The organism is Dehalococcoides sp. THU4, from assembly GCF_043231265.1.
Taxonomy (GTDB): Bacteria; Chloroflexota; Dehalococcoidia; order Dehalococcoidales; family Dehalococcoidaceae; genus Dehalococcoides; species Dehalococcoides mccartyi.
Genome location: NZ_CP171266.1, coordinates 247,580 through 266,209, shown reverse-complemented (window position 1 = coordinate 266,209; position 18,630 = coordinate 247,580). Strand labels below are relative to the sequence as shown.

Annotated in this window: 16 protein-coding genes and 1 tRNA gene; 11 read left to right on the top strand and 6 right to left on the bottom strand. The window is 50.0% G+C overall.

The genetic code is table 11. The annotated features are described in order from the left end of the window. Positions 1-12: 12 nt before the first annotated feature. Genes ACE6F3_RS01430 through argF form a run of 4 tightly spaced genes read right to left on the bottom strand, consistent with a single transcriptional unit; the run spans position 13 to position 4,061 of the window. The gene (locus tag ACE6F3_RS01430; RefSeq protein ID WP_279115219.1) at positions 13-1,092 is read right to left on the bottom strand and encodes an NAD(P)H-dependent glycerol-3-phosphate dehydrogenase; all 1,080 of its coding nucleotides are present in this window, start codon (positions 1,090-1,092) and stop codon (positions 13-15) included. 48 nt (positions 1,093-1,140) lie between these two features. After that, entirely contained in the window at positions 1,141-1,791 is a 651-nt protein-coding gene (gene plsY, locus ACE6F3_RS01425) for a glycerol-3-phosphate 1-O-acyltransferase PlsY (protein WP_010937082.1), read from the bottom strand. Beyond that, entirely contained in the window at positions 1,785-3,110 is a 1,326-nt protein-coding gene (gene der, locus ACE6F3_RS01420) for a ribosome biogenesis GTPase Der (RefSeq protein ID WP_041342991.1), read from the bottom strand. Before der ends, plsY begins: the two co-directional genes overlap by 7 nt. A gap of 15 nt (positions 3,111-3,125) precedes the next feature. Further along, positions 3,126-4,061 carry an ornithine carbamoyltransferase gene (argF, locus tag ACE6F3_RS01415; protein ID WP_392654794.1) on the bottom strand — a complete coding sequence of 312 codons (936 nt, stop codon included), beginning with the start codon at positions 4,059-4,061 and terminating at the stop codon, positions 3,126-3,128. 479 nt (positions 4,062-4,540) lie between these two features. Between argF and ACE6F3_RS01410 the strand changes: the two genes are divergently transcribed. From ACE6F3_RS01410 to ACE6F3_RS01380, 7 genes are all read left to right on the top strand, one after another. Further along, positions 4,541-5,119: a hypothetical protein gene (locus tag ACE6F3_RS01410; protein WP_010937079.1), complete on the top strand. Its 579-nt coding sequence runs from the start codon at positions 4,541-4,543 to the stop codon at positions 5,117-5,119. A gap of 3 nt (positions 5,120-5,122) precedes the next feature. Next, positions 5,123-5,557: a rhodanese-like domain-containing protein gene (locus ACE6F3_RS01405; RefSeq protein WP_392654792.1), complete on the top strand. Its 435-nt coding sequence runs from the start codon at positions 5,123-5,125 to the stop codon at positions 5,555-5,557. 66 nt (positions 5,558-5,623) lie between these two features. Next, the gene (gene polA, locus ACE6F3_RS01400) at positions 5,624-8,335 is read left to right on the top strand and encodes a DNA polymerase I (protein WP_279115227.1); all 2,712 of its coding nucleotides are present in this window, start codon (positions 5,624-5,626) and stop codon (positions 8,333-8,335) included. Between the two features lie 8 nt (positions 8,336-8,343). After that, complete coding sequence (locus ACE6F3_RS01395; RefSeq protein WP_279115228.1) at positions 8,344-8,967, top strand: phosphatase PAP2 family protein; 624 nt, start codon at positions 8,344-8,346, stop codon at positions 8,965-8,967. Continuing rightward, positions 8,960-9,772 (top strand): bifunctional DNA-formamidopyrimidine glycosylase/DNA-(apurinic or apyrimidinic site) lyase, encoded by an 813-nt coding sequence (gene mutM, locus ACE6F3_RS01390; protein WP_279115230.1) that lies wholly within the window; start codon positions 8,960-8,962, stop codon positions 9,770-9,772. The genes ACE6F3_RS01395 and mutM overlap by 8 nt, the downstream gene beginning before the upstream one ends. Before the next feature lie 78 nt (positions 9,773-9,850). Beyond that, positions 9,851-9,942, top strand: a tRNA-Ser gene (locus tag ACE6F3_RS01385). A 183-nt stretch (positions 9,943-10,125) separates the two neighbouring features. Further along, on the top strand, positions 10,126-10,701 hold the full coding sequence (locus tag ACE6F3_RS01380; RefSeq protein ID WP_279115233.1) for a DUF1697 domain-containing protein: 576 nt from the start codon (positions 10,126-10,128) through the stop codon (positions 10,699-10,701). A gap of 151 nt (positions 10,702-10,852) precedes the next feature. Here ACE6F3_RS01380 and ACE6F3_RS01375 read toward each other — a convergent pair whose 3' ends face one another. Next, on the bottom strand, positions 10,853-11,884 hold the full coding sequence (locus ACE6F3_RS01375) for a DUF3089 domain-containing protein (RefSeq protein ID WP_279115235.1): 1,032 nt from the start codon (positions 11,882-11,884) through the stop codon (positions 10,853-10,855). A 164-nt stretch (positions 11,885-12,048) separates the two neighbouring features. On the opposite strand from ACE6F3_RS01375, the gene miaB reads away from it, so the two are divergent. From miaB to nadC, 4 genes are read left to right on the top strand one after another with little or no spacing between them, the layout of a single operon-like run. Further along, the gene (gene miaB / locus ACE6F3_RS01370; protein ID WP_279115237.1) at positions 12,049-13,305 is read left to right on the top strand and encodes a tRNA (N6-isopentenyl adenosine(37)-C2)-methylthiotransferase MiaB; all 1,257 of its coding nucleotides are present in this window, start codon (positions 12,049-12,051) and stop codon (positions 13,303-13,305) included. Positions 13,306-13,315: 10 nt separating this feature from the next. Beyond that, positions 13,316-13,594, top strand: a complete 279-nt coding sequence (gene yajC / locus ACE6F3_RS01365; protein WP_010937071.1) for a preprotein translocase subunit YajC — start codon at positions 13,316-13,318, stop codon at positions 13,592-13,594. Positions 13,595-13,615: 21 nt separating this feature from the next. Next, positions 13,616-15,163, top strand: coding sequence for an L-aspartate oxidase (gene nadB, locus ACE6F3_RS01360; RefSeq protein ID WP_279115240.1), 1,548 nt, complete (start codon positions 13,616-13,618; stop codon positions 15,161-15,163). 1 nt (position 15,164) lies between these two features. Continuing rightward, positions 15,165-16,022 carry a carboxylating nicotinate-nucleotide diphosphorylase gene (gene nadC / locus ACE6F3_RS01355; RefSeq protein ID WP_010937070.1) on the top strand — a complete coding sequence of 286 codons (858 nt, stop codon included), beginning with the start codon at positions 15,165-15,167 and terminating at the stop codon, positions 16,020-16,022. 48 nt (positions 16,023-16,070) lie between these two features. Here nadC and ACE6F3_RS01350 read toward each other — a convergent pair whose 3' ends face one another. Next, on the bottom strand, positions 16,071-18,596 hold the full coding sequence (locus ACE6F3_RS01350) for a diguanylate cyclase (RefSeq protein WP_353915111.1): 2,526 nt from the start codon (positions 18,594-18,596) through the stop codon (positions 16,071-16,073). Positions 18,597-18,630 lie beyond the last annotated feature (34 nt).

Below are 18,630 nucleotides of genomic sequence, written 5' to 3'. Positions count from 1 at the left end.
TCTTTAAGTTTTCTAATCCGGATTAAGTTCAGGTGTTTTGCGGGTTCTGCGCCTGCGGAACATTTTAAACAAATCCCACTTGCGTCCGGCCAGTTCATGGGCAGCCTGGGCAGCCATCAGTTTTCTGGCGGCTTCCTTCGGGTCTGCGTTATTATAAAGCACGTTGTAAATGTTTTCGGTTACCGGCATTTCCAAATCCATAGAGCGGGCCAGCTCATAGGCTACTGCGGTAGTGGAAACACCTTCGGCTACATTGCTCATGCTGTACATAATGTCATTCAGGCTGCGGCCTTTGGTTAATTCCACCCCCACAAAATGGTTGCGTGACAGGTTGCTGGAACAGGTGGCAATCAGGTCACCCAGTCCGGCCAGACCCGAAAATGTCAGAGGGTTTGCCCCCAAAGCCGCCCCCAGGGCGGAAATCTCGGTAAGGCCGCGGGTAATCAGGGCGCTCTTGGCGTTGTTGCCGAAGCTCAGCCCGTCCGCTATGCCTGCCCCCAGAGCGATAATATTCTTGAGTGAGCCGCCCAGCTCCACCCCTATGATATCCGTATTGGTGTAAGCGCAAAAGTTACTGGCGGTTACCAGTTTGGCGGCTTTTTTAGCCGTCTTTTCAGTATCGGCAGCCAGTACAGTTACAGCCGGCAGCCCCTTTAGTATTTCCATAGCCAGATTCGGCCCCGAAAGAACACATATATTCTGGGAAAAATCCGGGGAAATCTCGTCGGCAATTACCTGGCTCATACGCTTGGCAGTACCTATTTCCAGCCCCTTGGAGGCGCTGCAGACCAGCATGTTTTTAGTCAGCAAAGGTGCAGCCAGCCGTATATTGGGGCGCATCCGCTGGGAAGGCACAGCCATAATAACCATGTCTGCCCCGGCTAGGGCTTCCTCCAAACTGGCGGTTACGTTCAGGTATTCGGGGAAATAATAATCTTCCGGCAAAAAATCAGCCGGACGGCGCTGGGCTGAGAGAAGTGCGGCTTCGTCCTCGGTGCGTGCCCAGAGCATTACTTCGCGCCCTTTATGGGCTATGACCGTACCCAGGGTAATGCCCCAGGTAGTAGTGCCTATAATACAAACTTTAGACATGAAAAACCTAAGCTTTCTAATGCCGGATTGGTTTTAGACAAGGGGTGTTTAACGGGATTTTTCGTTGAGCTTGCGTTCTTTACCCGCTAAAAGCCGTTTAATATTATCGCGGTGCATGATGGTAATTAGAAGCGAACCTAAAACTGCATAAACTATATACTCGGTGGGGAAACCGCTGATAAATGTAAGGGGTATCAGCAAGGCATATGCCCCCACTACCCCGGTTATAGAGCCCAGCGAAGCAAAACCGGAAAGCCCGGCACCTATTATCAGTACTTCACCGCCGAATATGGCCGCCACCGGACACAGGGCAATCATGCCCCCGAAGAAGGTAGCCACACCGCGGCCGCCGCGGAATTTAAGGAACACAGGCCAGATATGCCCGGCAACAGCCGCCAGCCCGGCCAGCACCTGGGCGAATAAAATAGCCATGCCGTTAGTCCCGAAAGTAAGCGCTTCCGTGCCTATGACCAGCCCGGCAAAAGCCACGGCTGAAACTCCTTTGACTACGTCTAAAGCGGCTACCAGCAAAGCAGCTTTCCTGCCCATGGTTCTCAGGACATTGGTAGCTCCGGTGCGTCCGCTGCCGTAACTGCGGATATCTATTTTGGAACCTCGGTGGCTGACTAAATACCCAAAGGGGATTGAACCCAGGAGATAACTTACTATAACAACAAGCAGAAGCTTGGCAATTAACATTTTTCACCTCGGGCTTTAAAAGTTAAACGGATTGGGGTACCGAAAAATCCGAAAGACTCCCTGAGACGGTTTTCAATAAAGCGTTCATACGAAAAATGAACCAGTTTAGGGTTATTGACGAAAAACACAAATGAAGGCGGATTGGTGTCTGCCTGGGTGGCGTAATAGATTTTCAGCTGGGTTTTGCCCTGATGGGGCGGGGTATGGGCGGAAAGGGCTTCGGTGACCACGCTGTTTACCTTGGCAGTGGGAATACGTTTGTTGCGCTCTTCCTGAACTTTCAGCGCCATGGGGATAATAGTATCAACACCACGCCCGGTTTTGCCTGAAACAAACAATATCGGAGCGTAATCCAAAAACTTAAATCTACTCTGGATAGTCTGTGTCACTTCAGCTTTGTCCTGGCCTTTACCCAGATCCCATTTATTCAGGATAATTATAATACCCTTGGCGGTATCCCGGACATATCCGGCAATGTGGGTGTCCTGAGCGGTCACCAGCTCTTCAGTATCCATAACCAGCAGTACTATGTCTGCCCGGTCTACAGCTTTTAAGGCTCTGAGTACGCTGTATTTTTCAACACCGCTCTCAACTTTACCGCGCCGTCTTATCCCTGCAGTATCTATAAGTAACACATTAGTACCATTAAAGTCAAGGGGTGTGTCAATAGCATCTCTGGTAGTACCGGGTATGTTGCTTACTATAGAGCGTTCCTGTCCCATAAAGGTATTAAGCAGGGTGGATTTACCTACATTGGTCCTTCCCACAAGTGCCAGCTTAACCGAATTGTCCTCTTCTGGGGTGGCAATGGGCTGGTCAGGCAGTTCTTCCAGCACCCGGTCCATCAGATCTGAAATGCCGCTGCCGTGGAAGGCACTGATAACCGAAGGTTCGCCAAAGCCCAGGCTGTAAAATTCAGCGGCTTCCTGGCCCATTTTCAGGTTGTCAGCTTTATTGGCCACCAGTATTACCGGTTTACCGGTGCGGCGGATAATATCTGCCATTTCGTAGTCAGGTGTAATCAGCCCGGCTTTTACGTCTACTACCAAAAGTACCAGATCGGCTTCTTTTATGGCCAGACTTATCTGGATATTTACCTGCTGGCCGATAATGCTCTCAAGATCCGGGTCAAGCCCGCCGGTATCCACCATAATCAGCCGGCGGTCCAGCCAGCTTACAGTCGTAAACAAACGGTCACGGGTAGTACCGGGCAGGTCTTCGGTAATGGCCAGATTCTTATGGGCAAGGCGGTTAAGCAGGGTGGATTTACCCACGTTCTGCCGCCCCACAATGGCAATAATAGGGGTAGTATTATTCATATATTTCACGGCCGCTTAGTGCCTGCCGCCTATCTCCAGTCCACCCAGCATATCTCTTAGTACCGCCTTTTGGGCATGCAGCCGGTTTTCGGCCTGGTCAAAGATAACAGACTGAGGGCATTCCAGTATTTCCCGGTCAACCTCTTCGCCGTAATGAGCCGGCAGAGGGTGCATAATGATGGCATCTTTATCAGCCATGGAAACCAGCTTGGCATTCACCTGAAAACCCGCAAAATCCTTAAGGCGTTTTTCAGTTTCAGCTTCCTGTCCCATGCTGGTCCAGACATCAGTATAGATTACGTCCGCCCCGCGAAGGGCGGCCTTAAGGTCTGTCCCGCTGTATAGTTCAGCCCCGCTGTCTTGTGCGTAGGCTTTGGCCTTAGCAAATATGGCCTTGTCTACCAGATAGCCTTCGGGTGAAGCCAAGCGGCAGTTTATTCCCGTCATGGCGCAGGCCAGCAAAAGGCTGTTGGCACAGTTATTGCCGTCACCTATATAAGCCAGATTAAGCCCCTTAAGCTCACCTTTTTTTTCATATATGGTCATGATATCCGCCAGTGCCTGGCAGGGGTGCTCTAAGTCTGAAAGGGCGTTTATAACAGGTATATCGGCATATTTTGCCAGCTGTACCAGAGTATCATGCCCGAAGGTGCGGCAGGCGATAACGTCTACAAAACGGGCTAGGACTCTGGCCACGTCAGCCACCGGTTCGCGTTTGCCCAAACCTACCTCAGCCGGTGAAAGATACAGTGCTTCCCCGCCCAGCTGCTTCATGGCCAGCTCAAAGCTGACTCGGGTACGCAGGGAGGGTTTTTCAAAGACCAGAGCCAGAGTTTTACCGGAAAGACAGCTGTTCCAGCCCCTGGCTTTAAGTTCAATGGCATCTGAAAGCAGACGCCCGATATCGTCAGGGGAAAGGTCTGAAATAGACAGCAGGTCCTTGGTGTTCACTTTTCGCCTCCGGCACACAATTACCCTTAATTATAGCATTAAAGTGTTTATCTGGATACTTTAATGCCCGGGCGGGAGAGGGTCTTTTTGTAGCAGATAGTTATACAAACAACTAATATATGGTATAGTATAGATAAGTGTTTCAGGGCAGGCACTCTGACTGATTGGGGTGGTTGCTTCGTGAAAGTCTCTGCCGGAGCCTTTGCCCTGGGTTGCACTTGACACCCTGTTCACAAGGGGTATTATAATGTACATATCACCTGAGACAGCTATGTAAAGGATAGGTATGTTTTGTCCGGTATTTGGCTTGGGGCAAAACCGGGGGAGTTACTCCTTAGAGATTCTCTCTGGCCTTACAAATAAATGGCGGTTAGTTGGCGGTGGTTGCCGGATACGTTTTTAGCAAGAGGTATGCGTATCCGTCTGATATATTTTATGACTGTTTCGCTTAGCTTTACCCGAAAAAGGCTGGAGGAAGTATGAGACTGCGTCAGTATGACCCAAAAGAATCACTGTCTTACCTTACACTTGTGTCAGAAGTTTTGGGTGACTACGCTGCTTTTCAGTCTCCTCAGGATATAATCCGCCGGTTTGGTGGTGAAAGCCTGACCGATATCACCGAAACTCCGGAAGTGCGCCTGCCGGAGCTTGCTCCGCCTCTGCCAATAGGTTATGAACAAAAGGTTTTTCAGTTTAAAGAATCCGGTGCCACCGGCGGCTCTTTTGATGTGGTTTTCAATAATGAAGGCCAGATGGTGAACTTCCGCGCCCAGCTTTTCTTTGACGGCATATTGGCCGGTATGCGGGCGGCCTATTATAACCGCCTGAAACTGCGTTCGCTTATAGAGCAAATGGCTGATACGGGCCATGTCAGTTTTGATAACCGTTCTTCGCGCTACTACAGCTATTGTAACGAGCTGATGGTTACTTTCTGCCAGATGTCTGATTTCGGGCTGACCAGTGTATCCACCTGGATTACCCAGCGTGAAGAAACCTGCCTGCAGACCATGTCAGATTATTCCGGAGTTAAGCTCCAGCCGAATTTTATCGGTGTTTAATCTGTGCCCTCCAAACGTAATCTGATTGCCGTACTGGCATTGTTACTCACATTTTGCGGGGTGTTGACAGGCTGTGATACTGGCTCCGCTGTTGATGATGCAAATCTGCCCTCTGTCCAGAATATATCTGTTGCCGAAGCCAAAGCCCTTATAGACCGGAATGCGGTCTCTGTGGATTTTATTATTTTAGATGTGCGTACCCCGTCTGAGTATGCTCAGGGGCATATTCCGGGTGCGGTAAATCTGGATTATTACGCTTCCTTTGAAGCTTCTCTTTCGGCCTTTGATAAAACCAAGACTTACCTCGTTTACTGCCGTACAGGCAACCGCTCTGCTTCCGCTGCCCGGCTTATGCTGGATAACGGCTTTGCCGCTATATATAACATGCAGGGCGGAATAAACGCCTGGATATCCGGCGGACTGCCGCTGGAAACCTAGCTCAGGCTTCTTCACAGCGGCCAAAATACCTGAACCCATTTTGGCCTCATCTGCTATAATGTGTTTATGAATAAACCTGTAATAGTCCTCTTTGACGGCACTAACCTTGTTCACCGGGCATATCATGTACTTCCTCCGCTTGCCATCCGTAAAACAGGTGAAGTAGTGGGTGCCGCTTTTGGTTTCGCCTCCATACTGATTAAAGTTTTAACAGACCTTAAACCGGATTGTTACGCCATATCCTTTGACAGAAAAGGCCCAACCTTCCGCCATGAAATGTTCAAAGCATACAAAGCCCAGCGTCCGCCCATGCCTGACGAACTGGTCAGCCAGCTGGGGCGGGTACGCCAGATTGTAGATGCTTTTAATATGCCGGTATACGAACAGAGCGGCTTTGAGGCTGATGATGTGCTGGGTACGCTGGCAACCAGAGCCGCTGCCGCAGGTATGGAGGTTATTATAGCCTCCGGAGACGCAGACTCCATGCAGCTGGTCGGGCCGGATATCCGCATTTTGTATCCCGGTCCGGCAGGTTCTTTTGCCAGCACCAGTTTGTATGACGAGGCGGCGGTAAGGGCAAAATACGGTCTGGGGCCGGAGCATATTGCAGATTACAAAGCCCTTATGGGTGACCCTTCTGACAATATCCCCGGAGTACCCGGCATAGGCCCGAAAACCGCCCAGAAACTTATAGAAGAGTACGGCGGCATAGAAGATATTTATAAAAATCTGGATAAAATAAGCCCGCCCGGTCTTCAGAAAAAGCTGGCAGACAATGCCGAAGTAGCCCGTGACAGTAAAATACTGACAACTATCGTGTGTGATTTACCGCTTGATTTCAGTATTGAGGAATGCCGGGCAGAGCACTATAACCGCCAGAAAGTGGTAGACCTATTCCGTGAGCTGGAGTTTTTCAGGCTGATTGACCGCCTGCCGGGAGGGGAAAACCAGCTTCAGGGTACGCCGGATATGTTTGCTGCTGCTCCAAAGGTTGAAACCCGCTATACGGTGGCAGACAGCCAAAATATAGACAGCATCGTTAAACGCCTTGGTGAAGCCAAAGAGCTGGCGCTGGCGGTTTCGGGTACTCCCGAAGAAGCTATGGATGCCCGCCTGACGGCACTGGCACTTTCAAGTGCGGCGGGTGATGCCTGTTTTATACCTGCTGAGTTTATCGGCAGTGCTTCAGAAGGGCAGATGTTTGCCGCCGAAGGGCATTCCGGCTTGGCAGCGCTGCTTGGTGATGAAAAAATAAGTAAAACCGCCCATAACGCCAAGTACCTTATGAATTTGCTTTTATCTGCCGGGCAGGAAGTAAAAGGGCTGGATTTTGATACCATGATTGCCGCCCATTTGCTGGGTGAAAAAAATCTGGCTATCAAAGACCTTGTCTTTGAACATTTCGGCATAGAGATTGCGGATATTGAAAATATACTGACCCGAAACGGCAAAAAAGCCAGTTTCAGCGAGGTTCAGCTTTCAGAAGCAGCCCAGCTTGCGGCTGATTACACTTTCCGCCTCAAAGGTATCTTTGCCGCCCAGCTTGCCGAAACCAGGCTGATGGATTTATTTGCCAAGGTGGAAATGCCCCTTTTGCCCATACTGCTGGGCATGGAACGCACCGGCATTATGCTGGATACAGATTTGCTGAAGGCTATGGCTGAAAAGACAGGCAGGCAGATATTTAAACTGGAAGAAGATATCTATGCCCAGGCCGGGCATAGCTTTAACATAGGCTCCCCCCAGCAGCTTGGGCGGATACTCTTTGATGAACTGAAACTGCCGGTTATCAAAAAGACCAAAACCGGCTATTCCACCGGGGCAGAGGTGCTTGAAGAACTGAAGGGCAAGCACCGTATTGTAGACCTGATACTGGAATACCGTATGCTGGTAAAGCTGAAATCTACCTATCTGGATACCCTGCCGCGTATGGTAAACCCACATACCCGGCGGCTGCATACCAGTTTCAACCAGACCCGTACAGCTACCGGCAGGTTATCTTCTTCCGAGCCTAATCTGCAAAACATACCTGTCAGGGGCGAAATGGGCAGGGAGATACGGCGGGCATTTATTGCACCTCCAGGCACAGTGCTGCTGGCGGGAGATTACTCCCAGATAGACCTCAGGGTGCTGGCCCATCTTTCCCAGGACCCCGCCCTGATAGAGGCTTTCCAGAGTGACCAGGATATTCACACTGCAACCGCCGCCAGATTGCTGAATGTATCCCCGTCAAAGGTGACTAAAGAACAACGCCGCTTGGCTAAAACCGTAAATTTCGGGGTGATATACGGCATGAGCAGCTACGGGCTGGAACAGGCTACCGAGCTTTCGCTGGAAGAAGCCGACAAATTTATAAAAGCCTATTTTGAAAAATATCCGCGGGTGGCTGTTTATTTCTCGGAGATTAAGCAGCAGGTGCGTACTCAGGGTTATGTGGAAACCCTGCTGGGCAGACGCCGCTATATACCGGAAATCAATTCACCCAACCGTATTTTGCGTGAATCAGCCGAGCGTATGGCTATCAATATGCCGGTACAGGGGACATCTGCTGACATTATCAAGCTGGCTATGGTCCGGCTGGACGAAAAGCTTAAAGAAGAAAAGCTGAAAAGCCGCCTGCTGCTTCAGGTGCATGACGAGCTTATATTTGAAGTACCCACAGCAGAGCTTGGGCGGATGAGTGATTTGCTTGTAGAAACCATGTCAGGTGCAGTTGCCTTTGAAATACCGCTCAAGGTTGAGCTTAAGTCCGGGGCTAACTGGGGAGATATGGAGTAATACCGGACTTGGCAAAACTGCGTGATTACCTGCCGTATCTGATACTGCTGGGTGTGTTTATCCTGCTGGCCTGGCTGGTATTTTTTAACCCGGTCTTAGCCGCGGATATATCTATCTCAGGGTTTATTCAGGATATTTCACTGCCCGGTTTTGACGGATTTATGGAATTTATTTCCTGCCTGGGCAGTTTCCCGGTCTGGATTATTCCGCCGGGGGCGGCGGTAATCTGGCTGTGGTGCAAAGGCTACCGTTTACAGTCCGTAATCTGTGCTCTGGTGCCCGGCATTGCCGCCCTCTTGGGGTATATATTCAAATGGCTTATTGACCGCCCCCGTCCCGGCAGTCTGGAAGACGGCGGCACCAGTTTCCCCTCAGGCCATACCGCTTATGCTCTGGCCTGTTACGGGGTGATATTTTTTATCATACCCAAATTTATCCGCCGCCCTGTACTCAGGTTTATACTCCGGCTGCTTTGCCTTGTGCCGGTAGTCTTTATGGGTATTTCCAGAGTATATTTAAATGCCCACTGGCCAAGTGATGTGCTGGGGGCATACCTGCTTTCGGGAGCAGTGCTGGGAATAGGGCTGACCTATCTTAAGCACAAATTAACCAAAGGAGTAAATCATGCCTGAACTACCTGAAGTGGAAACGGTAAAAAATGAAATAATGCCCCATTTGCTGGGCAAAAAAATAACCCGCATGGAAGCGTTGTGGGCTAAAACGCTCTGCCCGCCTGAAACCGAGTTTAACAAACTGGTCTCCGGTTTACAGGTAACCGGGCTTAGCCGCCGCGGCAAGTATATTATCATCAGCTTAAGCGGCGGTCTGTTTATCAGTGTGCATTTGAAAATGAGCGGCGGGCTGACGGCAGTCAAGGCTGAGACTGAACAGTTCCCCCGTTTCACCAGAGCGGTCTTCCATTTGGAAAACGGAGAACAGGTATACTTCACCGACATACGTAAATTCGGGCGGATAAACTTGCTTACCAGTCTGGATAATATTCTGGAAAAACTGGGGCCTGAACCTCTGGAAGGGGATTTTACCCCGGAGGTGCTTGGTAAGCGTCTTGCGGGGCGTAAAGGGCCTATCAAGGCCGTTCTCCTTGACCAGAAGGTGCTGGCAGGGGTGGGCAATATGTATGCGGACGAAGCTTTGTTTAAAGCCTGTCTGAACCCGCTCCGCCCGGCTGGCAGCCTGAGCAAGGCAGAGGTAACCCAACTCCATTTGGCAATCCAGTCAGTTTTACATAAAGCTATACAGAACAAGGGGGCAAGTGTCAGCACATATCACCGCCCTGACGGCTCAAAGGGGGGCGCCCAGCTGGAGTTTAACGTTGCCCACCGCCGGGGTGAGGTTTGCCCTGAGTGCGGTGCGCCTATAAACCGCCAGCTGATACGCCAGCGGGCCTGTTACTACTGCCCCCATTGCCAGTCCTGACACGCCCCGGTGTTTGCAAGCGGCTTTTGGTTGTATCAGCTGGGCTCTTATGCTATATTATCTTCTTGTTTAGACACTGGGGGGGTCGCATAGTGGTCTAGTGCGGGCGCCTGCTAAGCGCTTGCCCTGGGAAACCGGGGTCGAGGGTTCGAATCCCTCCCCCTCCGCCATAAAAAACGCAGAAAAAGGACTTGAACCATCATGGCTTGAGTCCTTTTGTTTATGTATAGTGTAGTCAGTTTGCAGTACCGTGATATACTGTGCTTCAGGTAGGGCGGGCTTACCGCTATCATATCTGGTATTCCGTGATTTACTTTCAGCAGCTTCTTGCCGTATAACCATATGATAAAGGAATGGCAAATGATGATGGGTCAGGCATGAATGGACCTAAGATAAAGTATATAGCGCTTTTGCGCGGAGTGAATGTAGGCGGCAAGAACAAGGTTTCAATGCCGGAATTAAAAGCTGCGTTTGAAAATGCCGGATTTACCGAAGTCAGCACTTACATCAACAGCGGAAATGTCTTTTTTTCCTGTGAGGAGAAAGAAATCACTGCTTTGCAGCAGCAATGCCGGCAGGTGGTGCTGGATACCTTCAGCTTGGAGATACCGATTGCTGTGCTGTCTGTAAACGCCCTTGCTGATGCGTTGAACCATGCTCCCGAATGGTGGGACAGAGATGCTGATTCCAAGCACAACGCCATCGTTGTTATTGCTCCGGCCAAGGCAGACGCTGTCATAAAAGCGGTCGGTGAGGCAAAGCCTGAATACGAAAAGGTGGCATATCATGGGCAGGTGATTTTTTGGTCTGCACCGATAAAAACCTTCTCCCGCACACGGTGGTTGAAAGTCGTTTCTACCTCCGCTTATGGCAACATCACTATTCGCAACGCCAATACAATAAAAAAGCTGTTGCAGCCATGGCAGTGATAAGGGGTAACGGCGGCATCTGTATTTGCCGAACTTCTCATCAGCTTTAGCTTTTTTCAGATTAAGTTTGTTTTTTTACTTCATCCGGTTTGGTGCTGTGGCACTGGGGTTTTACCCGGTTTATCACAGGCGTAAACAGGCTGGCAGGGGCTTAGCCGTTATTATCCAGAAACGCTCTGGCTCTGTCTGCCGCATTTTGCCTCAGGTTATAGTAATAAAACGAATAATCGTAACTGTGATAAACCCCTTTGCCCAGCACGGGGTTTCCTGAAAACCATGCCTCCGCATCCACGCTGCTGCATACCAGCACGCCTTTTGCGTTATCAACACGGGCATCCGCTAACCCCATGATTTTTTTTAACTCTGTATCCGGGTTGATTGGAATATAGCCGTCCGCACCGGGCAGGTACGAGCCAAGATTCTCTGACGCCGAAGCTGGGGCTTCGTCTCTGGTCCAGCTGATGGGATTTATTACCAAAGCCCCTTCTGAAACTATTAGGTTCTTACCCTCAATCTCCGCTGCCTGGGTATTGTAGGATATGATTACCCCGGTGTCAGTTGCGTTTTCCGCGAATCTGAGGTGCGGGTTTTTAGCCAGATAATCCTCTGTCACCGAGTAACCGATGGCATAAGCGGCAATCATCTGCTTATACACGTCCGGGTGCTTTCCCATATAGTCCGAAAGCAGATACAGCAGTATTTCAGAGCCCTGCGAATGGCCTGCCAGAATAAATGGCCGGCCGTTGTTGAAATGTTTTATATAATAGTCAAATGCGGCCATTGCGTCCTCTTCGGGTGCACCGCTTAGAAGATTATATCTGTCTTCCTCCGTCAGGGACAAACACGCTGCCGCATCACCCTGCCTGTAATAGGGTGCGTATATGTTACCCACAGTTTCAAATGCGGTTGCCTGCAGTTTATAAGACATCTGGGCGCCGAAACGCATCATGTCGTTGTTTACTTCGCATATGTCAGGGTCGGTTGATGCCTGCTTGTGGTAGACCGTGGGGTATAGATAGAAAATATCCACCTCCATAACAGCTTGTGGCGGCAGGGCTAGCCAGTTATCAGGGTTAGAATAATCTGTGGCTTCCCCATCCTGACCGGAGAACCGGAGAATCCCCAGAATACCCAGGCCGGATACTAAAATAACAATCAGCAGGTAAAAAAGTTTCTTTTGCATGGGGAGTATTATATTTCCGGCGAAACGGTATGTAAAGGCTTGCGGCGGCTTTTACGGCAATAACACAAGCCGGTTTTTTAAAAGGTTCGGCTACTTATTATATTTTTAGGTATTGGGGTATAATCTATATTCAGTTTAATCTGGATGCGGAGATATTTTTGCTTATGCCCGGTTACTATTTGTGGACTATTGGCTGCCAGATGAATCAGGCCGAATCCGAGCGTTTAGGCAGGCTTTTTGAACTCTGGGGTTACTCTTTGGCGGATAAGGCCGAAGATGCTGAGCTGGTGCTGGTAAACAGCTGTGTTGTCCGCGAGCATGCCGAAAACAAGGTTATTAACCGCCTGCATATCTTGCGCAAGCTGAAAGATAAAAACCCCCGCTTGAAAATAGCCCTGACCGGCTGTCTGGTGGGGCAGGATATAGCTTCTGTCCGTAAAAAATTTCCGTTTGTAGATTATATTTTTAAGCCGGGTGCTTTGCCTGATTGGGGTGAGATTCCGGAAGGGTTTATTCTGCCGCTTAAGCCGCCAGTAAGTGCTAGCGTGACTATCATGCAGGGCTGTGATAACTTTTGTACTTACTGCATTGTGCCTTACCGCCGGGGGCGGGAAAAGAGCCGGAGCATATCTGAGATATGCTCCGAAGCAGCCGAACTGGTCAGGCGGGGCAGCCGTGAGGTGGTGCTCCTTGGGCAGAATGTTGATTCCTACGGGCATGACCTGCCCGAAAAGCCCTGTCTGGCAGATTTGCTTTATGCCCTTAGTGATATACCGGGTTTACTCCGGATACGCTTTTTAACCAGCCACCCTAAGGATATCAGCCAGAAACTTATAGACGCTATGGCCAGCCTGCCCAAAGTATGCCACTCCCTGAGTTTACCGGTGCAGGCAGGCGCTGATACTATTCTGGCGGCTATGCGGCGGGGATATACCAGCGAACAGTACCGGGAGCTGGTGGGGCGTCTGAAAACCGCCATGCCGGATATCAGCCTCCAGACAGATTTGATAGTGGGCTTCCCCTCTGAAACCGCAGAGCAGTTTGACCAGAGCTATAAACTAATGTCAGATATCGGTTATGACGCTATCCATGTGGCCGCATATTCGCCCCGCCCCCAGACTGCGGCTGCCCGTGATATGGCAGATGATGTACCCCTTGCCGAGAAAAAACGCCGCCTTAAGCTTATAGAAGACCTGCAGAAAGAAACAGTATCCAAAGCCAATTCCGCTCTGGTAGATACCTTTGCCGAGGTGCTGGTGGAGGGCAGGCAAAAGAATAAGTGGCAGGGACGCACTTTAGGTGGTAAACTGGTATTTCTGGAGAGTGATTTGCCCCTTGAGGGATGTCTCATAAATGTAAAGATATTTAAAGCCAGCCCCTGGTCTTTGCAGGCAAAGCTGGTAAAGATACTGGAAAGTTAAAGGAGAAAATATGGATCAGCAGACTATTATGATGTTTGTTTTACTGGCTCTTTTCTTTGGTATGTTCTACTTTCTTATCATCAGGCCGCAGCGCCAGCGCCAGAAGGACCATGCCACTCTTATGTCCTCACTGGTAAAGGGTGACGGCGTTATTACTATAGGCGGTATTCACGGGGTGATAGAGTCCGTAGCCGAAGATAGTGTAGTTATCAAAGTGGAGTCAGGCACTCTGCTCAAGGTTTCCCGGGGCGCTATAGGCTATAAAAAAGCCCCCGAAGATAAAAAGTAAAATCCCCAGGACGGGCGTATTTTGATTTCCAGGTATGATTATATAATTATTGGCAGCGGTATTGCCGGGCTGTATACCGCTTTGCTGGCGCGTGGGCGGGGCAGTGTCTTGCTGGTTACCAAGGGCAAGATACAGGACTGCAATACCCGCCATGCTCAGGGCGGGATAGCCGCCGCCATCGGCCCGGATGATTCTCCCCGCCTCCATTTTGAAGATACACTCTCAGCCGGAGACGGCTTATGTGACCCTGAAATGGTGCGTTTGCTGTCCGAAGAAGCCCCCCAGCGTATTGCCGAGCTGGTTTATCTGGGAGTGCCTTTTGACAGTGTCAACGGTGAAATAGCCCTTACTCTGGAAGCTGCCCACAGCCGCCCCCGTATACTTCACGCCGGGGGGGATGCCACCGGCAAACATATTGAAATCACCCTGAACAACTGGGTGCGGACGACAGAAATTGAGGTTCTGGAAGATACGCTGGCCAAAGAGCTTATTGTGGAAAACGGGCGTATCAAGGGTGTGGCAACCCTGGATACCAATACCGGGGCTATCCAGAATTTTGAGTGCCGCTTTGTAATACTGGCAACCGGCGGGGCAGGCCAGCTTTTCAGCTTTACCACCAACCCGGAGGTTGCCACCGCAGACGGTGTGGCATTAGCTTTCCGGGCAGGGGCAGAGATAAAAGACATGGAGTTTTATCAGTTTCACCCCACTGCCATTCACCTGCCGGGGGTTGCCCCGTTTCTTATCTCGGAGGCGGTCAGAGGCGAAGGCGGCATTCTGCGGAATATTAGCGGCAAACGCTTTATGCCCGAATATGCCCCCCAGGCCGAACTTGCCCCCAGGGATGTGGTAGCCCGCAGTATTCACCTTGAGATGCTTAAAACCCAGTCTGACCATGTCTATCTGGACGTGACCCACCTTCCCCCCCACAAGGTAAGCAGCCGCTTTCCCCAGATATACCGTTTCTGTCTGGACCACAGGCTGGATATTGCCCGTGAGGCCATACCTGTTTCTCCGGCTGCCCATTATATGATAGGCGGGGTAAAGGTAAACAGCTGGGGAGAAACAAATATAAAGGGTCTGTTTGCCTGCGGTGAAGTAGCCTGCACCGGTGTCCACGGGGCAAACCGTTTAGCTTCAAATTCGCTTTTAGAGGTGCTGGTATTCGGCAGGCGGATTATAGAATACAGTGCCGGTGAAAACCAGCCCGAAATGCTGGCACCCCTGCCCCAGCTTACCAAGCGGCTGCTCGGGTGGGGTAAATACGTGCGTGATTTGCCTGACCCTTCAATCCCCTCCCTCCAGAAGCTTCTCTGGGAAGACTCTGGTATAATAAGGAGTTATAGCGGTCTGTCCAAGGCACAGGAGATACTTTCAGGCTGGCAGTACAGCCTGGGTGATGTCTCAAACCGCCAAGGGATTGAACTGGCAAACCTTATCCTGGCCGGAAGGCTCATGGTGGAATCAGCCCTTCTCAGGCAGGAAAGCCGCGGGGCACATTACCGTACAGATTTCCCCGGCCACCGGCCTGAGTGGGAAAAACATATAGTCTTTATTAAGGAGGATTAACATGTCCCAGTCTCAAATTGAGAAAATCATTGACAATGCTTGTGATGAAGATTTTGCCCGGGGTGATATTACTACCGAAACACTAATACCGTCTTCTCTGGCAGGGCGGGCTATTATAGTGGCTAAGCAGGACGGAATAATGGCCGGAGCTGAAGTAGCCAAAATAGTGTTTATGAAACATGACCCCAATATGGAAATAGATATACTGATAGAGGACGGCAAGAAAATAAAAGCCGGGGATGTGGTCATGGTGCTTAACGGCCGGGTAATAAACATTCTTAAGTGTGAACGCACCGCCCTGAATTTCCTGACCCACCTTAGCGGTATTGCCTCCCTTACTGCCAAGTATATTTCCAAGGTGGAAGGTTTGAACGTATCTCTGGCAGATACCCGCAAAACTATACCCGGTATGCGGATGCTGGAAAAATATGCCGTGTATGCCGCAGGCGGTAAAAGCAACCGGCCGGACCTGGCTTGCGGAGTCCTTATAAAGGATAACCACCTGATGGCTTTGTCTGCCAAAGGTATCGGAATAAAAGAAGCCATTGAAAAGGCTAAGACCAACAAGAGTAAACTGCCGGTAATTGTAGAAGTAAATACGCTGGAACAGGTAGCTCAGGCTATAGAGGCCGGGCCGAGTTCCATCCTGCTGGATAACATGAGCGTTGAGGATATGAAAAAAGCAGTTGATATTATTCCGGAAACTATAAAAATAGAGGCCTCCGGCAATATAAATCTGGATAATATCCGCGAAGTGGCTATGACCGGGGTAGACGTTATTTCAGTGGGGGCTTTGACCCATTCGGCTCCGTCACTGGATTTCAGCCTGGAGTTCCCTGTTCAGCAGGAAACAGAATAGCCTTTATAACTGACCCGGTTTTCTGTAAAGAAGAGCCAAGATAGTTATTTAGTCAGTGCCGGTTTCAGGTGAGGCTTCGAGTTGGGGGTTATCTTCCGGTTTTATAACACGGCAGAAGATATCTACCAGCGCCGGGTCAAACTGGGAGCCGGCACAGCGTTTCAGTTCGGCTATGGCCTGCTCGGTATGGAGTTGGGTGCGGTAGGGGCGGGGTGAGGTAACCGCATCATAGGCATCTGCAATACTGAGTATTCTGGCTTCCAGAGGTATGTTTTCGCCCTTAAGCCCAAACGGGTATCCGCTGCCGTCAAAGTGTTCATGGTGATGGAGTATTGCCGGCAGGCAGTTTACCAGGTCAATTATCCGCTTCAGTATTTCCACCCCCAGTTCCGGGTGGGTTTTAATAGGCTCCCATTCTTCATCGTCCAGAGCAGACGGCTTGGTCAGAATATGGTCGGGTACGCCTATTTTGCCTATATCATGCAGCAGTCCGGCCGCCCGTATGTTTTCCACTTTTTCCTCAGGCAGTTTTAATATTTCTGCCAGGGCTACTGCATATTCACTTACCTTGCGCGAATGCCCGTAAGTATAATGGTCTTTGGCATCAACCGTGGCCGCTAAAGCATAAATAATGGACATAGCCTTGGGACGGGCCTCCAGCTCGGAGTTTATTACCTGGGTGGGGTTGCTATTCAACTCGGCAGGCAGACTGGTACGGTTTCGTCCTGTCTCTTTGGAGTGGTACAGGGCGGCATCAGCTTTGGCTATAATCTCTTCCTTCATTATCCCGTCATTCGGCCAGTTAGCCAGACCCAGGGAAGCGGTTATGGGCATATCACGGAAGGAAGACTTGGTCTCAACATTTTTGCGGATACGTTCGGCTACATGATAAGCATCTTCAATCTTAGTGCCGGGCAGCATTATGGCAAATTCCTCACCTCCGTAGCGGAAGGCCATATCAATAGAGCGGATGGAATTTTCCAGTATTTTACCCAGCCTGCGGAGCAGTTGGTCACCTGCCAGATGGCCGTATACGTCGTTGTAGACCTTAAAGAGGTCAAGGTCAAGCAGTATCAGGGAAAAGGTATTGCCGAAGCGTGAACCACGGGCTATTTCCTGTTCTATGCGCTCATGAAAGTGGCGGTGATTATACAGGCGGGTAAGTTCGTCGGTATTGGCGCGGATAGTGGCCTGAGTATAAAGCTGGGCATTTTCTATTATAATACCGGCCTGATTGGCTACACTTATCAGCAGGTCCAAATCTCCGATGGAATATATGCCCCCCCGTTTTTTATTACCCAGCCCGATAATGCCTATCAGCTTATCACGGCTTTTTATGGGATAGAGTAACCCCATCTCTGATTTCTGGAGCTGCTCTTTCTCTATCTGCCATAAGCCCTTCAGTTCCGGTAAAGTGTCCAGTTTATTCAGGTATAACTGGGCATTGTTCTTATCCAGCCAGGCAATGACAGGATTATCGGAAGCCAGTTTGAAATGGGTTTTCAGCTGGTCATCACCGGGGTAAACATATTGCAGCGAAAACTCACCGCTGGCGGCATCAGGGAAAAGGAGGGCGGTTTTGTTTACATTTAAAGATTTAGCCAGGTCAGGCAGCAGTGATTTGGCCAGTTCCTCCAGATTAAGTATATTACCCATCTTGCGGGAAAATCCGGTAAGGGCCAGACGGGATTCATAAGTTTCCTGGTAAAACAGCTGGTCTATACGTTTTTCAATAAGTGTTCTTAGAGGGCGGGCGGTCATGGCCAGTATCAGCACAATCAGGGTTGCCATGAGGATTATAGTAGACATTTCTTCCGCCGGGAATACCCGTGTAGCCAGGAGTAAAGCTCCGGCATATATGGTTATCATGGAGAAAAACAAAAGAACATAGGTAAGGGTCTTGCGGGCTATCAGTTTAATGTCTATCAGGCGGTACTGGGTAATAGCGTAGACAATAATTCCCGCGTTTATAAAGTTGCCCACATGGTCAAGTGGCAGGCCGTAGATGCGGGGGTTGTCACTAAGATTGGTATAGCTTGAAAGAACTACAATTACCCACCCCAGTACCAGGTACAGGGTGCGGTTGCGTTCGGCCGGGTCTGTAGATTGGCGGTATTTGTGTACCAGATGATAAATGATAACCCCTATGAACAGCAGGGCAAAGATAAAAACGGCATAGAACAAGGGGGTTATGGTGTGGTAGACCACGTTGTCTTCTATATAGGCGGAAGTAACCAGCCGCCCGGTCAGGTTAAAGAAAATATCCAGAGCCAGTGTAATATAACCTATTATCAGGAAAAGGTTGTTTTTACGGTTGGTATAGACATGGATAAACTGGTAATACATAAGCATGGCGGTAAAGAGGGCAATATTTAGCAGGTTGTGCCAGAACAGGGTTTGTTCCGGCGGGGCGTCCAGATGGAGCATGAAAGAGGTGAAGCTCCAGAAAGCGGCTGCAGCTAAGAAGACAGAAAAAACCCCGGTGATAGGCTGCCGTTTAGAAAGCAGGACAACGGCTAGCAGTACTATATATGCAATACTGGTTACAAGCGGTACCAGAGCCCAGATAGTCACGAAAATGCCTCTTCATTACCCGTTATATCCGGGT

Coding starts and splice junctions, on each gene's coding strand:
- ACE6F3_RS01430 (WP_279115219.1), bottom strand. CDS start 1,092: ATGTCTAAAGTTTGTATTATAGGCACTACTACCTGGGGCATTACCCTG.
- plsY (WP_010937082.1), bottom strand. CDS start 1,791: ATGTTAATTGCCAAGCTTCTGCTTGTTGTTATAGTAAGTTATCTCCTG.
- der (WP_041342991.1), bottom strand. CDS start 3,110: ATGAATAATACTACCCCTATTATTGCCATTGTGGGGCGGCAGAACGTG.
- ACE6F3_RS01410 (WP_010937079.1), top strand. CDS start 4,541: ATGAGACTGCGTCAGTATGACCCAAAAGAATCACTGTCTTACCTTACA.
- polA (WP_279115227.1), top strand. CDS start 5,624: ATGAATAAACCTGTAATAGTCCTCTTTGACGGCACTAACCTTGTTCAC.
- mutM (WP_279115230.1), top strand. CDS start 8,960: ATGCCTGAACTACCTGAAGTGGAAACGGTAAAAAATGAAATAATGCCC.
- ACE6F3_RS01380 (WP_279115233.1), top strand. CDS start 10,126: ATGGCAAATGATGATGGGTCAGGCATGAATGGACCTAAGATAAAGTAT.
- ACE6F3_RS01375 (WP_279115235.1), bottom strand. CDS start 11,884: ATGCAAAAGAAACTTTTTTACCTGCTGATTGTTATTTTAGTATCCGGC.
- miaB (WP_279115237.1), top strand. CDS start 12,049: ATGCCCGGTTACTATTTGTGGACTATTGGCTGCCAGATGAATCAGGCC.
- yajC (WP_010937071.1), top strand. CDS start 13,316: ATGGATCAGCAGACTATTATGATGTTTGTTTTACTGGCTCTTTTCTTT.
- nadC (WP_010937070.1), top strand. CDS start 15,165: ATGTCCCAGTCTCAAATTGAGAAAATCATTGACAATGCTTGTGATGAA.